At 64.0% G+C, this 14,409-nt stretch carries 12 protein-coding genes and 1 riboswitch; of the genes, 6 read left to right on the top strand and 6 right to left on the bottom strand.

Features of this window, described 5'->3' with window-relative positions; all coding sequences use genetic code 11:
• The first annotated feature begins 6 nt into the window (after window positions 1-6).
• Window positions 7-112: riboswitch (TPP riboswitch) on the top strand.
• The 4 genes from KRX12_RS03625 to KRX12_RS03640 all read left to right on the top strand — a co-directional run bounded on the left by KRX12_RS03625 (window position 104) and on the right by KRX12_RS03640 (window position 2,902).
• Window positions 104-757: a thiamine phosphate synthase gene (locus KRX12_RS03625; protein ID WP_218365770.1), complete on the top strand. Its 654-nt coding sequence runs from the start codon at window positions 104-106 to the stop codon at window positions 755-757. It overlaps the preceding riboswitch by 9 nt.
• Complete coding sequence (thiO, locus tag KRX12_RS03630; RefSeq protein ID WP_218365771.1) at window positions 750-1,883, top strand: glycine oxidase ThiO; 1,134 nt, start codon at window positions 750-752, stop codon at window positions 1,881-1,883. The genes KRX12_RS03625 and thiO overlap by 8 nt, the downstream gene beginning before the upstream one ends.
• A 17-nt stretch (window positions 1,884-1,900) precedes the next feature.
• The gene (thiS, locus tag KRX12_RS03635; protein ID WP_218365772.1) at window positions 1,901-2,110 is read left to right on the top strand and encodes a sulfur carrier protein ThiS; all 210 of its coding nucleotides are present in this window, start codon (window positions 1,901-1,903) and stop codon (window positions 2,108-2,110) included.
• A 6-nt stretch (window positions 2,111-2,116) separates the two neighbouring features.
• Window positions 2,117-2,902 (top strand): thiazole synthase, encoded by a 786-nt coding sequence (locus KRX12_RS03640; protein WP_218365773.1) that lies wholly within the window; start codon window positions 2,117-2,119, stop codon window positions 2,900-2,902.
• A gap of 22 nt (window positions 2,903-2,924) precedes the next feature.
• On the opposite strand, the gene KRX12_RS03645 is transcribed toward KRX12_RS03640, so the two are convergent.
• Complete coding sequence (locus tag KRX12_RS03645; protein WP_218365774.1) at window positions 2,925-5,225, bottom strand: Tex family protein; 2,301 nt, start codon at window positions 5,223-5,225, stop codon at window positions 2,925-2,927.
• 92 nt (window positions 5,226-5,317) lie between these two features.
• Between KRX12_RS03645 and KRX12_RS03650 the strand changes: the two genes are divergently transcribed.
• Complete coding sequence (locus KRX12_RS03650; RefSeq protein WP_151528516.1) at window positions 5,318-5,644, top strand: hypothetical protein; 327 nt, start codon at window positions 5,318-5,320, stop codon at window positions 5,642-5,644.
• Here KRX12_RS03650 and betT read toward each other — a convergent pair.
• From betT to rpsP, 4 genes are all read right to left on the bottom strand, one after another.
• Window positions 5,641-7,815, bottom strand: a complete 2,175-nt coding sequence (gene betT, locus KRX12_RS03655) for a choline BCCT transporter BetT (protein ID WP_218365914.1) — start codon at window positions 7,813-7,815, stop codon at window positions 5,641-5,643. The genes KRX12_RS03650 and betT overlap by 4 nt on opposite strands.
• 231 nt (window positions 7,816-8,046) lie before the next feature.
• Window positions 8,047-8,874 (bottom strand): tRNA (guanosine(37)-N1)-methyltransferase TrmD, encoded by an 828-nt coding sequence (trmD, locus tag KRX12_RS03660; protein ID WP_218365775.1) that lies wholly within the window; start codon window positions 8,872-8,874, stop codon window positions 8,047-8,049.
• Complete coding sequence (gene rimM / locus KRX12_RS03665) at window positions 8,874-9,380, bottom strand: ribosome maturation factor RimM (RefSeq protein WP_218365776.1); 507 nt, start codon at window positions 9,378-9,380, stop codon at window positions 8,874-8,876. The genes trmD and rimM overlap by 1 nt, the downstream gene beginning before the upstream one ends.
• Window positions 9,381-9,535: 155 nt before the next feature.
• The gene (gene rpsP, locus KRX12_RS03670; RefSeq protein ID WP_151528513.1) at window positions 9,536-10,015 is read right to left on the bottom strand and encodes a 30S ribosomal protein S16; all 480 of its coding nucleotides are present in this window, start codon (window positions 10,013-10,015) and stop codon (window positions 9,536-9,538) included.
• Between the two features lie 382 nt (window positions 10,016-10,397).
• Here rpsP and KRX12_RS03675 point away from each other — a divergent pair, with 382 nt between their 5' ends.
• Window positions 10,398-12,596: an acyltransferase family protein gene (locus tag KRX12_RS03675; RefSeq protein ID WP_218365777.1), complete on the top strand. Its 2,199-nt coding sequence runs from the start codon at window positions 10,398-10,400 to the stop codon at window positions 12,594-12,596.
• 125 nt (window positions 12,597-12,721) lie between these two features.
• On the opposite strand, the gene ffh is transcribed toward KRX12_RS03675, so the two are convergent.
• The gene (gene ffh, locus KRX12_RS03680) at window positions 12,722-14,347 is read right to left on the bottom strand and encodes a signal recognition particle protein (protein WP_218363473.1); all 1,626 of its coding nucleotides are present in this window, start codon (window positions 14,345-14,347) and stop codon (window positions 12,722-12,724) included.
• Between the last annotated feature and the right edge of the window lie 62 nt (window positions 14,348-14,409).

Raw genomic sequence — 14,409 nt, forward strand, 5'->3', positions numbered from 1 at the left:
ACACTAATCCCCATGCGCGGGTGCCTCGTCGCCGCACTGGTGAGAGGCTGAGAACACACCGCTAGAACCTGCTGTGGTTAGCACCGACGAAGGAAGCATGCCTATGGGCGACACCGTTGATTATCGCTGTTATCTGGTCACCGCCGCCGACGATCCCGTGCGGGTCGTGGACACGGCGGTGCGCTGCGCTCGCGCCGGCGCGGGCGTCGTGCAAGTGCGCTCGAAGCCTATTTCTGCCCGCGATCTCTATCATCTTTCCTGCGCCGTGGCCCACGCTGTGCACGAGGTGGCACCGACAACGCGCACGCTCGTCGATGACCGCGTTGATGTGGCCCTGGCGGCCCGTGCCGCGGGCGCGCCGATTGCGGGAGTGCACCTCGGCCAAGACGATATCCCCGTCCGCGCCGCCCGCGCCCTGCTTGGCCCCGACGCCATCATCGGGCTGACCACCGGCACCCGCGAGCTTGTCGCCGCCGCGAATGAGGTGGCCGATGTGATTGATTACATCGGCTGCGGGCCTTTTCGGCCCAGCCCCACCAAGGATTCCGGTCGCGCCCCCATTGGTCTTGCCGGCTATCCGGAGCTGGTAGAGCTCTCCACCCTGCCCGTGGTGGCCATCGGCGATGTCCAGCCCGGCGATGCCGCCGATCTTGGCGCCACCGGGGTGGCCGGCGTCGCGCTGGTGCGCGCCCTGCACCATGCTCCCGATCCCGGCGCGGCCGTGCAGCAGGTGCTGCAGGGGTTGAGCCATGTCTAAGGTGACGATCATTGGCGCCGGCATTGTTGGTTTGAGCACCGCTTTTAGTCTTGCGAGCCGCGGCCATCAGGTGCGGCTTTTCGATCCCTCCCCTGCCTCGGGGGCCACCCATTATGCGGGCGGGATGCTGGCCCCGGTGGCGGAGGTGCAGTACCGCCAAGAGGCTCTCTTTCCGCTCATGAAGGATGCGGCTCGGTATTGGCCGGAGCTCGTGGCGGAGCTTTCCGCACACACCGAGCTACCGCTGGGATTCGATGATGCCGGCACCCTAGTGGTGGCCGCCGATCACGCCGATGGCCAGCATGTGGAAGAGCTCGCGCTCTATCAACACGCTTTCGAGATGCGCGCCGCTCGCATCACTACCCGCCAGGCCCGCAGCGAGGAGCCGGCGCTGAGTCCGCGCCTGACGGGCGCGGTGAGCATCCCTGGGGATTTTCAGATCTATCCTCGCGTCTGCGCCCGCGCCCTGCTTGATGCCTGTCGCACGCTCGGGGTGGAGCTTCATTCCGAGGCGGTGACTCATCTCGACGCCGCGGAGCGCGTGCAGGCTTTGCACACCAGCGCCGCCACCTATGCGGTGGAGGAAAACGAGCAGGTGATTCTTGCCGCCGGGCTGGGCGTGGGGGAAATCACCGGCTGGGATAATCCGGTACAGCTGCGCCCAGTCTACGGCGATATTCTGCGGGTGCGGGTGCCTGCTCACCTGCAGCCGTTGTGCACCAAGGTGATACGCGGCTTCGTGGAGGATCGCCCCGTCTACATCATTCCGCGCGCCGTGGATCAGACCATCGCTATTGGCGCGAGCACCCGCGAGGATCATCTGCAAGAGCCCAAGGTGGGGGCGGTCTATGATTTGCTTCGCGACGCCATCCGCATCATGCCCGGCCTGGAGGAATGCGAGCTTATCGAGGCAGCCACCGGCGCCCGGCCCGGCTCGCCGGATGATCTGCCCTATCTGGGCCGCGCCCGCATGGGAAATCTCATCGTCTCTACCGGCTATTTCCGGCACGGTATTTTGCTCAGCTCCTGGGCGGCGCGCCGCACAGTCGAGCTCGTCGAAGGCGGCGAGCCACAGGATCTCGAGCACTGCAATCCTTATCGGCACGAACGACCCAGCACGTTGTGAGGAGTACATCCACCCCTATGTTCACCCTGACCATCAATGATTCGCCCCAGCGCTTCTCCTCACCGATCACCGTGGCCGAGCTCGTGCGGCAGCACACCGGCTCCGCAGAGACCGCGGGCATCGCCGTGGCCGTGGACGCCACCGTGGTGCCGGCCGCGGAGTGGGCTGGGCATATGCTCTCCGCCGATCACACCATTGATATCCTCACCGCCGCCCAAGGAGGCTAGTTTTTTATGCTGCGTATTGGCGCACACGAGTTTTCCTCCCACCTGATCATGGGCACCGGCGGGGCCACCTCCCAGGACATACTGGAGCAGGCGCTTCTCGCCTCCGGCACGCAGGTGACCACGGTGGCTATGCGACGCCACGCTGGGCGCACCAACACCAGCGGGGAGTCCATTTTCGAGCTGCTTTCCCGACTGGGGATCGCCACCTTGCCCAATACGGCCGGTTGTCGCACCGCCCGTGATGCCGTGCTCACCGCGCGCCTCGCCCGGGAGGCCCTGGGCACGGATCTGATCAAGGTGGAGGTGATCGCCGATGAGCACACCCTGCTGCCCGATGTGGTGGAAACCCTCGATGCCTGTGAGCAGTTGGTGCTCGATGACTTCACGGTGATGGCCTATACCTCGGACGATCCGGTGGTGGCCCAACGCTTAGAGGATGTGGGGGTGCATGCCGTGATGCCGCTGGGCTCCCCGATCGGCACGGGACTGGGCATTATCAATGAGCACAATCTCGAGCTGATCTGCTCCCGCGCCCAGGTGCCGGTGCTGCTCGATGCGGGGGTGGGCACGGCCTCGGATGCCGCCCGCGCCATGGAGCTGGGCTGCGCAGGGGTGCTCTTGGCCTCGGCGGTCAACCGCGCCCAGGATCCGGTGGCCATGGCCACCGCGATGAAACTCGCCGTGCAGGCGGGCGCCCATGCCCGCGCCGCGGGACGGATCCCGCAGCGCCGCCACGCCCAAGCCTCCTCCTCGTTTGAGGGCCTGGCCAGCTGGGCGGACACCGTCCTCTAGGGCTGCGCGCAGCCCGCTTCGCCTAGAACCCGGCGCGTTTGAGCGCCTCGGCCATGGAGCCGTGGTCGCTGCGGCGCTGCGCGGAACCGGTGGAGCGGCGCTGCCCACCGCCCCGCTTGCCACCAGAGCGCCGCCGAGGCTTCGCGGCAGACCCAGATCCACCTGCAGCTGGGGTGGCTGGCTGCGAGGCGTCGTCGTCAAGCCGCAAGGACAGTGAGATGCGCTTGCGGTCTACATCGACATCCAGCACCTTCACCCGCACCACCTGTCCGGAGCGCACCACCTCGTGCGGGTCGGAGACATAACGATCGGCCATCGCCGAGACGTGGACCAGGCCGTCTTGGTGGACGCCCACATCCACGAAGGCACCAAAGGCCGCCACGTTGGTCACCGTGCCCTCGAGAACCATGCCGGGAGTGAGATCGCTGATTTTTTCCACGCCCTCCTTGAAGCGGGCGGTGGCGAACTCGGGGCGGGGATCGCGGCCGGGCTTGTCCAACTCGGCGAGGATATCGCTCACCGTGGGCATACCGAAGCGATCATCCGCGAAATCGGCGGGTGCCAGGCGGGAGAGCACGCGGCTATTGCCGATGAGCTCGCCGACGCTTAAGCCCGTGGACTCGGCCATGCGGCGCGCCACAGAATAGGCCTCGGGGTGCACGGCCGAGGCATCAAGGGGGTCTGTGGCCCCGTGGATACGGAGAAAGCCCGCGGCCTGTTCGAAGGCCTTGGGGCCGAGCCGCGGCACCTTCTTCAGCTGTGCCCGCGAGCGGAAAGCGCCCTCCTGGTCGCGATAGTGCACGATATTCTGCGCCACCGTCGAGGAGATCCCGGCGACGCGCTCCAGCAGCGGCACCGAGGCGGTATTAACATCCACGCCCACGGCATTCACCGCGGCCTCCACGACTCCATCCAGGCTGCGGGCCAGCGCCACCTGGTTCACATCATGCTGGTATTGCCCCACGCCGATGGATTTCGGGTCGATCTTCACCAGCTCGGCCAGCGGGTCCTGCAGCCGGCGGGCGATCGAGACCGCCCCGCGCAGCGAAACATCCATCTCCGGAAATTCCGCGGCCGCCAATTCGGAGGCGGAATACACCGAGGCCCCCGATTCAGAGACCACCACTGGGGTGGGGCGCGTTCCGCCCGCCGCGGCGATCATGTCGGCGATCTCGTGGGCCAGCTTGTCGCTTTCGCGGGAGGCGGTGCCATTGCCCACCGCAATCAGCTCCACCCCATGCTCGGCGCACAGCCCGGCCAGCTCGGCGCGGGCGGCGTCCCAGCGGTTCTGCGGCTGGTGCGGGTAGACGATCGTGGTGGCGAGCACCGCCCCGGTCGCCGAGACCACCGCCACCTTCACGCCATTGCGGTAGCCCGGGTCCATCCCGAGCGTGGCCCGCTGCCCGGCCGGAGCGGCGAGCAGCACATCGCGCAGATTAGTGGAAAAGACCTCCAAGGCGCCCTTTTCGGCGACCTCCTTCAGCCGCATGCGCGCATCCAGCGAGGCCGAGACATAGAGCTTCGTGCGCCAGGCGAAACGCACCGCCTGCTTCAGCCAGGCGTTCTGGGCCACCGGGATATCCATGGCGGCGGCCACCATGGCCTCATAGTCGGCATCCTCGCCCGCCTCGATCGTGAGATTGAGAACGCCCTCCTTCTCCCCGCGCAATAACGCCAGGATGCGGTGGCTCGGCAGGCTGCTCAGCGGCTCGGAAAAGTCGAAGTAGTCCTTGTATTTCGCGCCCTCGCCTGCCGCGCCCTCCACGACGCTGGCGCTCATCACGCCCTGGCGAAAGACGCGCTCGCGCACCTCGCCCACCAGATCGGCGTTGAGGGCGCAGCGGTCGATGAGGATGGCGCGGGCACCGTCGAGGATCTCCTTTTCCCCGGGATAGTCTGCGCTGGCATAAGCGCTGGTATCGATCGGCTGGGTGGGCGCGGCCAGAATAGCGTCGAGAAGCGGCTCGATTCCGGCGGCCCGTGCCTTGTCCGCCTTGGTGGTGCGGCGCTTCTTATAGGGAAGATAGAGATCCTCTAGGCGCGCCTTGGTGTCCACGGCCTCGATCTGGGCCCGCAGCGCCTCGGTGAGTTTCCCCTGCTCCGCGATGGCTGCGAGCACGGTCTCTTTGCGCTCGGCAAGTTCCCGCAGATAGCTCAGCCGCTCGGCGAGGACGCGCAGCTGAGAATCGTCGAGCCCCTCGGTCACCTCTTTGCGATAGCGGGCGATAAAGGGCACGGTATTGCCTTCATCTAAAAGCGCGATGGTGGCTTCTACCTGCCTGGGCTTCAGCCCCAGTTCTTCAGCGATAGTGCGAGCAATCATTCGCGCTAGTTTAGCAATCGCAACCGCCTGCGCGCGGGGCTGGTGGACCGGGACGAGAACGCGGGGTGAGACAGCCGCGCTGCCGAAGGGGCATGATAAAAGCTATGTACTACGCCGATCTGCACGTCTTCTGCACCCCTGATGTCCTGCGCGCCGCGAGCGAGCTAGTCCCCTCCCGCATCGCCGAGCTGGTCTCGCTGCACACCGAAGCAGTGTCCTTGTCCTGCGAGCCGGATAATATGCTGCTCAACGAAGCGGGCGGACGGCCGGGCACCCTCTACCGCGTGGTGGTGCATGCCGCCGAGCCGCTGCGCACAGAGCAGGTGATGAGCTGTTTCGCCGAGGATACTCTGTGGTACGGCTCCAGCGGCACCGGGGAGATCGATCCGGGCGTGAGCGCGGCCTGCGCCTGGCGCTAGTGCTGGTCCTCCGCCGGCCACTGATCCACAAACGAGGCATTATCCGAGTGATCCGATCCCCCGGGCAGATATTGCTGCATGTGGAGGAACTCGAGATGCCGATCGTAGAGATCCAGGAGATTCGAGATCAGTTGCTGGCGGGTATAGCCATAGACGTCATAGCCCAGCGAGCCGCTCTGCGAGAACACCTCGAGCCGGTAGTAGACGGTCTCGGTGGTGTGGGCGAAGCCGGGGCTGAGCTCACGCACGGGATAGACCTGGTAGCGGAAGGACTTCTCCTCGGTACCGAAATCCACCAACAAGTCGAGCTGGTTGATCCCCGTTCCCTCTACTTCTGAGGTGGTCAGCAGCGCATCGATGCCCTGTTCCCGCATCTGGGTGGCCACATCTTCGAGTGCGGGGCGGGCGATTGTGTCCACATACTCTTGGCTGCGCTGCTGATCCGGCCAGGTCGAGGCGCGTTGAATGCGGCTGCGCCAGTCCTCCTCCGAGTTCCTGCCGGTGCGCGAGGAGATCGCCGAGTGCAGGGCCACCTTGCGGGACTGCTGCTCGAATACCTCGAGGCGCAAGGACTTGCTCAGACCAAACATCAATAGATACACCACGATGGCGAAGGGAATGCCCATGACGATCGTGGCGGATTGCAGCGCGGAAATACCGTTGATCTGCAGCATGGTCACGGTCAAAAGCCCCACCACGGCCACCCAGAACACGCGCTGCCACTTGGCGCCATCCTGTTGGGAGTCAGTGACATGCGAGGCGAAATTGCTCATCACCAGCGCCCCGGAGTCCGCGGAGGTGACGAAGAACAGCATGCCCACCAGAAGCGACAGGGCCACCATGACGGAGCCGTACGGGAGGGCGTCGAGAAGCACGAAAAAGCCCTGCTGCGGATTGTCGTTGGTGAGCAGGCCGAATTCCGTATCGCCGCCCATCACCCTATCGAGGGCGGTATTGCCGAAGATGGAGGCCCACAGCGCGGTGAAGGTGAAGGGCACAACCAGGGTGCCCACGATGAACTGGCGCAGCGTCCGGCCGCGGGAGATACGCGCCAAGAACAGTCCCACAAAGGGAGCCCATGCCACCCACCATGCCCAGAAGAACAGGGTCCATGTTTGCATCCACTCCCCGGTCTGCGCCGGCGTCGTGGAATAGGCAAAGGAGCTAAACGTCCAGTTCGGCAGCTTGGTGAGGTAATCGCCGATATTTTGCATCATGGCGTCGAAAAGAAAGGCCGTCTTGCCCGTGACCAAGACGTAGACCATGAGCAGCAGCGCCAGATAGACGTTGATCTCGGAGATGCGCTTGATGCCCTTATCCACCCCAGCCACCGCCGAGACGGTTGCGGCGAGGATGGCCACGGTCACCAGACCAATCTGGGCGGCGTGCCCCTCGGGAATGCCGAAGAGGAACTGCAGCCCGAAATTCAGCTGCACCACACCGATGCCGAGCGAGGCGGCCACACCAAAGACCGTGCCGAGCATCGCGGCGATATCCACGGCGTCTCCAATGGGCCCGTGCACCCGCTTGCCCAGAATCGGATAGAGGGCGGAGCGAATCGCCAAAGGCATATTGAGCCGGTAGGCGTAGTAGCCGAAGGCCATGCCAAGCAGCGCGTAGAGCGCCCAGCCGGACATGCCGTAGTGGAAGAAGGTCCACACCACCGCATCGCGGGCAGCAGCGTTGGTTTCTCCCGCTCCCTCGGGCGGGCCATAGTACTGGTTAATAGGCTCCGCCACCGAGTAGAACATCAATCCGATGCCGATACCGGCCGCAAAAAGCATCGCGGACCAGGAAAAGAGCGAGTACTGCGGCTTGGCATGATCCGGGCCAAGTTTGATAGACCCAGCCCGCGAGCAGGCGATGAACAGCATAAATATCAGGGCGGCCGCCACGGTGAGAATGAGGAACCAGCCGAAATTGGCGGTGATCCAGCCGGTGACGGTGTTGAGGGTGGATTCCGCGGAATCCTTATTTACCAATCCCCAGATGGACACCAGGATCACACCGATACCGGAGGTGATGAACACTATCCAATTGGGTTTCGGTGGCTGGCCGCCGCTATCAAAGGTGCCCGCCCTATAGGTGCCCACGATGGCGCGGCGGTTCGTCGGCTCCTCGTGCGGCTGGCTGCTCTGCTTATACGTTCTTGGGGTATGGCTCGAAGACATCTCGCGACTCTCGTTATCGATGGCGTTGATCTCGTGCACGCCCACACCCGCACTGGTGCTGCAAGCCCCCGCCCCGCCTAGCGACGCAGGAGCACGCACCACCTCCGCGCGACACCACAGAGTCCTCTCCGGTGCGCCGCTGCTGCGGGCGTATGGCGAATAACAGTGTAGACCCCACCGCCGACATCAGGTTGAGAGGGCAATATTATCGTCGCAGCGCACCGGCGCATGTTAAAGATTCAGCTCCGCGAGAAAGGCGCGATCAGCGGCGCTGAGCTCCACGTGCTCGAGCAGATCGGGCCGACGCTCCGCGGTGCGCTGCAGCGCCTGTTCCCGCCGCCATCTCTCCACCCGGGCATGATCGCCGGAGAGCAGCACCTCGGGAACATCCAGTCCCCGCCAGCTCCGCGGCTTGGTGTAGCTCGGCCCCTCCAGCAGGCCGGTGGAGAAGGAATCATCCTCGTGGCTGTTCTTATTGCCCAGCACCCCGGGGATCAGCCGCACGATCGCCTCCGCCATCACGAGCACCGCCACTTCCCCACCGACCAGCACATAATCACCGATGGAGACTTCTTCGACTCGATAGCGCTGGCGGGCATCCTCCACCACGCGCTGATCGATGCCTTCATAGCGGCCGCAGGCGAAAACGATATGCTTCTCCCGCGACCAGCGCTCAGCATCGGCTTGTTGAAAAGGCCGCCCTGCCGGGGTCGGCACGATGAGCAGCGGCCGCTGCTCCGCCACCGTCTCATAGTCCTGCTCCACCACGGCCGGCCCGCGCACATGCCGCTGCGCGGAACTGAGCAATTCCACCTCGGCGGCAGGGCCGGTACCGGCGGCGACATCATCCAACGCCGGCCCCCACACCTCCGGTTTCATCACCATTCCGGGGCCGCCACCGTACGGGGAATCATCCACCGCCTTGTGATTGCCGCTGGCCCACTGCCGCAGATCATGCACACCCACCTGCACGATGTCGTGCTCAATCGCCTTGCCAATCAGGGCGTGGCGCAGCGGCTCCACATAACCGGGAAAAATGCTGAGAACATCGAGGCGCATCAGAGATCCAACAACCCTTCCGGCGGGGTCAGCGTGATGCTGCCGCCCTCCAGATCCACCTCGGGCACAATCGCCTCGACAAAGGGCACCAGGCTCTCGCCGCCGCTGCTGAGCCGAATATTCAGCAGGTTATGGGCCACACCGCGCTCGACGCTCAGCACCTCGCCGATATGTGCGCCATCGACGTAGACGCGCAGGCCCTCGAGCTCATGATCGTAGAAGCCCTCGTCCTCGTCCTCCTCGCGGGGCTCGGCGACAAAGCGCATGCCGCGCAGACTCTCGGCCGCGGTGCGATCGGCAATCTCTTTGAACTTCACCAGCAGCCGCCCCTTATGCACCCTTGCTGCCGCGATGGTGAGCTCAAGGGTTTTTCCAGTTTGCTGCCCCTCGAGCACCTCGCCGATAGCGAAGCGTTCCTCGGGAACATCGGTGGTGGGGTCGATGATCACTTCTCCCTTAATGCCGTGGGATTTGATCACGCGCCCAATCTGCAGCTTCTCATCCATGATTGTGTAGTTTAAAGCCCTTTCTGCCGTGGGTGAACTAGCGCCCATGGCATGCCCCGCAGCAGTGCTGCTGCAGCATGAGAAAACCGCACCACGCTTGCCCTGTGCACGATGTGCGGGGCGCGGTGCGGTTGGCGTCGATAAGCGCGCAGAGTTTACTCTGCAGCCTCCTCAGCCTCGGCCTCCTTGGCAGCCTCTTCCTCAGCCTTCTTCTTGGCCTCGGCCTCAGCGGCGTCCTTTTCTTCCTTGGCCTTGCGCTTCTTCTCGGTGATGGCCTCGGCGGTCGGGCCGTTGTTGGCCTCGGAGAGGGCCTCGTTGAACAGCTCCAGCTTGGACTTCTTCTCCGGGGCAACCTTCAGGGTGCCCTCGGCGCCCTCGATGCCCTTGAACTTCTGCCAGTCACCGGTGACCTTCAGCAGGGCGAGAACCGGCTCGGTCGGCTGGGCGCCCACGCCCAACCAGTACTGAGCGCGCTCGGAATCGATGCGGATGACCGAGGGGTCCTCCTTGGGGTGGTAGATACCGATGTTCTCGATGACCTTGCCATTGCGGCGGGTACGAGCATCAGCCACAACCACGCGGTACTGCGGGGTGCGGATCTTACCGATGCGGGCGAGCTTAATCTTGACAGCCATGTATGGCTCCTTTTCTTCTTGTCACTTAGGCAGTACAGACGCGCCTACACAGATGGTGGGCGCCGGTTCAACCCTTGGATTTACCTGCGGGTGACACCATGGGGTCGCCAGGCGAGACGTACTCGGGGACTGGCAGTTACCGCAGACAACTCGAAGAATACTACCCGAGCCCCTAGACAGACACAAGCCGCTTCTAGGCACCGATCCTCTCCACCCGCGTCCCCACAACGCTGGTGTCTTTTCGTCAAACGCGCCCGCGGTCGGTAGGCTAAACAGTCGATATCAGCCCCCTGCCACAGGCTTAGACCTTGTCACTGTATATTTTTTCGGTCGGCTTAAGCTGGGCGGAAAAGATGAGCATCTAAGGAGTCGAGTTCACCCAGTGTCTGAGAGCAATGCGCTGAAATCGGTGTCATATCGCTACGACCTCGACGGTTTGCGCGGTGTCGCCATCGCCTTTGTGGTGATCTTCCACGTGTTCGTCGGCCGCGTCTCCGGCGGCGTCGACGTCTTCCTGCTGCTATCCGGCTACTTCTTCCTCGGCTCGCAGCTGCGCTACGCCGAGAAAATGCGCGCCTCCCTGAACCCCTGGTGGCCACTATGGCGCACCATCCGCAGGCTGGTGCCCGCACTGGTGGTGGTGCTCGTCTCGGTGGCGGGCTTGGTGTGGTGGATGGTGCCCTCGCTGAAGGAGGGCACACTGGTCAAGCAGCTGCTCGCCAGCCTGCTGTACTACCAAAACTGGGAGCTGGCCGCCCAGGACGCCGACTATAACGTGGCCTCGGATAGCGTCAGTCCGCTGCAGCATTTGTGGTCCATGTCCGTGCAGGGCCAGTTCTATGTGGCGGCTATCCTGCTCTCCCTCGGCCTGCTGGCGCTGCTCAAGCTACTGCGCTTGCGCCGCACTCGGGTATCCACCGTGGCGGGCCCCATCCTCATTCTCATCACCCTGGCGTCCTTTATTTATGCGTGCATTCTGCACAACCAGGATCAGGGGCTGAACTACTATTCCACCTTCTCCCGCGCCTGGGAGCTCACCCTCGGCGCCGTCCTGGCTATCTATGGGCACCGGATTCAGCTGAATGAGAAGCTCCGCTCCGTCCTGGCCGTGCTGGGTCTGCTCATGGTGCTCAGCACCGGCCTGCTTTTCGACGGCGCGCAGGTCTTCCCCGGTCCGTGGACGCTTTATCCCCTCGGCGGTGCCGTGTTCATCATCCTCGGCTCCGGCCCGGTATCGACTCTGCTCAGCCGCCGCAGCATGCGCTGGCTGGGCGATATCGCCTATTCCCTTTATCTCTGGCACTGGCCGCTGTTGATCCTCTCGGTGATCTACTTCGATCTCACCGAGCCCAGCATCGTCCTCGGCGTGGCGGTGATCGCGCTGTCCGTGGTGCTGGCCCATCTCACCTACACCTTGGTGGAAAAGCCGCTGCGCCAGCACCGCTCCCGCCCGATGAGTGATGAGTATGTGGCGTGGAGCGCCTTCCAGGCGATGCAGAATAACTCGGCGGCGCGCCTGCGAGGACTGGGCGGCGCCAGCGTGGCCACCGTGTTCATCCTCCTGCTGTCCATGGTGCCGGCCTATAACCAGCAGCTCAGCAACGCCGAGGAGCAGACCCTGGACCCGCAGCTCTATCCCGGGGCGCTGGCGCTCAGCGGGGCGGATGTGCCACAGGATGTGGACCCGCAGCCGGATCCAGAGCTGATTGGGGATCTCTACCCACAGATCGGCTGGGATCGCTGCATGGCCTTTTCTTCCCAGCCTCCGGCCTACTTCCCCACCACCGCCTCCAATCCCGATGGCGAGGATGGGCCCTGCGCCTATGGCGAATTAGAGAACTTCAACAAAACCATCTACTTGGTCGGCGGCAGCCACGCCGAGCAATATTCCTCGGTGCTCATCGAGATCGCCAAGGAAGAGGGGTGGCGGATCATCCCGCAGCTGCGCCAGGGCTGCCCGCTCTTTTTGCAATACGAGGGCGAATACGGCCCGGAGAATACGTGCGCCCGCTATAACCACAAGTCCCTAGATCTGCTGCTGGCAGCCCAGCCGGATCTGGTGCTCTCCACCTCCACCCGCCCGCAGTTCTTGAGCGGCGAGGGCCCCGACCATGTGCCCTTTGATTATGAGCGGGTATGGGAGGTGCTGGACGAGGCCGGTATCCCCTTCTTGGGCCTGCGCGATAATCCCTGGGGCTGGAATGAGGACGGTACGCCCTTCAACCGCACCCAGTGCATGGCCCAGGGCAATAGCGCTGAAGAGTGCGGCGTGGACCGGGACCTCGTCTACGCAGAGGAGGATCCCGCCAAGGAGATCCTGGACGGCTTCGACAATATGCGCTCGGTGGATACCGCTGATTGGTTCTGCGAGGAGGACTTCTGCCCGCCGGTGATCGGCAATGTCTACGTCTATCGCGATCGCAACCACATCTCGGAGGCCTATGCCTACACCCTGAAGGAGAAGCTGCGGGCCGAGCTGAAAAAGATGTTTGCCGATATCGATCCCGAGAAGCTCGGCGATCCGGACGCCACCCCCACCACCACCTTCTTCGACGAAAGCGATCCGGTGAACATGCGCTAGGCGCCCGCGTCCTAAGCGCGACGGACACATAGACAACAAGCAGGCGGCCTGCCTTCCTCCTTCGAGGGGAAGCGCAGGCCGCCTGTGGGTTATCGGGCCGCAGCAACAGCCGCGGCCCGGGCTAGCTATTTGCCTTTACCGAAGTCCAGCTTGCTCAGGTCAATATCTTCCATGCCCTTCGGCATCTTCGGCATACCGGGGAAGCCACCGCCCATGCCGCCCATTTGCTGCTGCAGCTTCTCCAATTCTTCTTGGGAGGGCATGCCGCCACCCATGCCGGGCATCCCGCCCATTCCGGGCATGGCGCCCCGCTTCGGCCCGCGGTTTTTGCCCTTATTGGTGCGCTTGCCCTTCTTATTCTTGCGCCCCTTCGGCTTCTTCTTCGTGGCCGAGCGGCCGCCGCCCATGCCCGGCATGCCGAATTGGCCGGCCATCTTGCTCATCATCTTCTTCGCCTCAAAGAAGCGCTCCACCAGCTGGTTCACTTCCGAGACGGCCACACCGGAGCCCTGGGCGATGCGCTTGCGGCGGGAAGCGTTGAGGATCTTCGGGTCCTCGCGCTCGGCGGGGGTCATGCCGCGGATGATGGCCTGGATGCGATCGAGCTGCTTCTCATCCACCATGTCGGCCATCTGCGACATCTGGGAGCCTCCGGGCAGCATCTTCAGGATGTTGCCGATCGGCCCCATGCGGCGGATCATGAGCATCTGATCGAGGAAGTCCTCCAGGGTGAGCTCGCCAGTGCCCAGCTTGGAGGCGGTTTTCATCGCCTCTTCCTGGTCCAGCTTCTGCTCGGCCTGCTCGATCAGGGAGAGCATATCGCCCATGCCGAGGATGCGGCTGGCCATGCGCTCCGGGTGGAAGACATCGAAATCTTCGAGCTTCTCGCCGGAGGAGGCGAACATAATCGGCTTGCCGGTGACCTCACGGATCGACAGCGCCGCACCACCGCGGGCATCGCCATCCAGCTTGGTCAGCACCACGCCGGTGAAGTCCACGCCATCGCGGAAGGCCTCGGCGGTGTGCACCGCGTCCTGACCAATCATGGCGTCGATGACGAAGAGCACTTCGTCCGGGTTCACGGCATCGCGGATATTGCGGGCCTGCGTCATCAGCGTCTCGTCGATACCGAGACGACCAGCGGTATCCACGATCACGATGTCGTGCTGGGCCCGCTTGGCCTCCGCAATACCCTGGCGGGCCACATCCACGGGGTCGCCGTGGGAGGTGCCCATCTCGTGCTCGCTGCCGAGGGCGGTGCCGGGATCGGGGGCGAAGGTGGGCACACCGGCGCGCTCACCGACGATTTGCAGCTGCTGCACGGCGCCGGGGCGCTGCAGATCGCAGGCCACCAGCATGGGGGTGTGCCCCTGTCCGGCGAGGTGCTTGGCCAGCTTGCCGGCCAGGGTGGTTTTACCAGCACCCTGCAGACCGGCGAGCATGATCACCGTGGGCGGGTTCTTGGCCAGGTTCAGTCGGCGGGTCTCGCCACCGAGAATGTCAACGAGTTCCTCATTGACGATCTTGATCACTTGCTGCGCCGGGTTGAGCGCCTTAGAAACCTCCGCGCCGGTTGCCCGGGACTTGATGCGCTTGATAAAGCCGCGCACCACACTCAGCGAGACGTCCGCCTCGAGCAGCGCCAACCGGATCTCGCGGGCAGTGGCATTAATATCAGCTTCAGTGAGCTTGCCTTTGCCGCGTAGATCCTTAAGCGCCCCTGTGAGCCGGTCTGATAGTGATTCAAACACGAAAAGTTTCTCCCCTAGATGTACGTCTTGTCTCGCTATACATTACCTATACCGGATTTATG

The organism is Corynebacterium sp. TAE3-ERU2 (assembly GCF_019209955.1).
GTDB classification, from domain to species: domain Bacteria; phylum Actinomycetota; class Actinomycetes; order Mycobacteriales; family Mycobacteriaceae; genus Corynebacterium; species Corynebacterium megadyptis.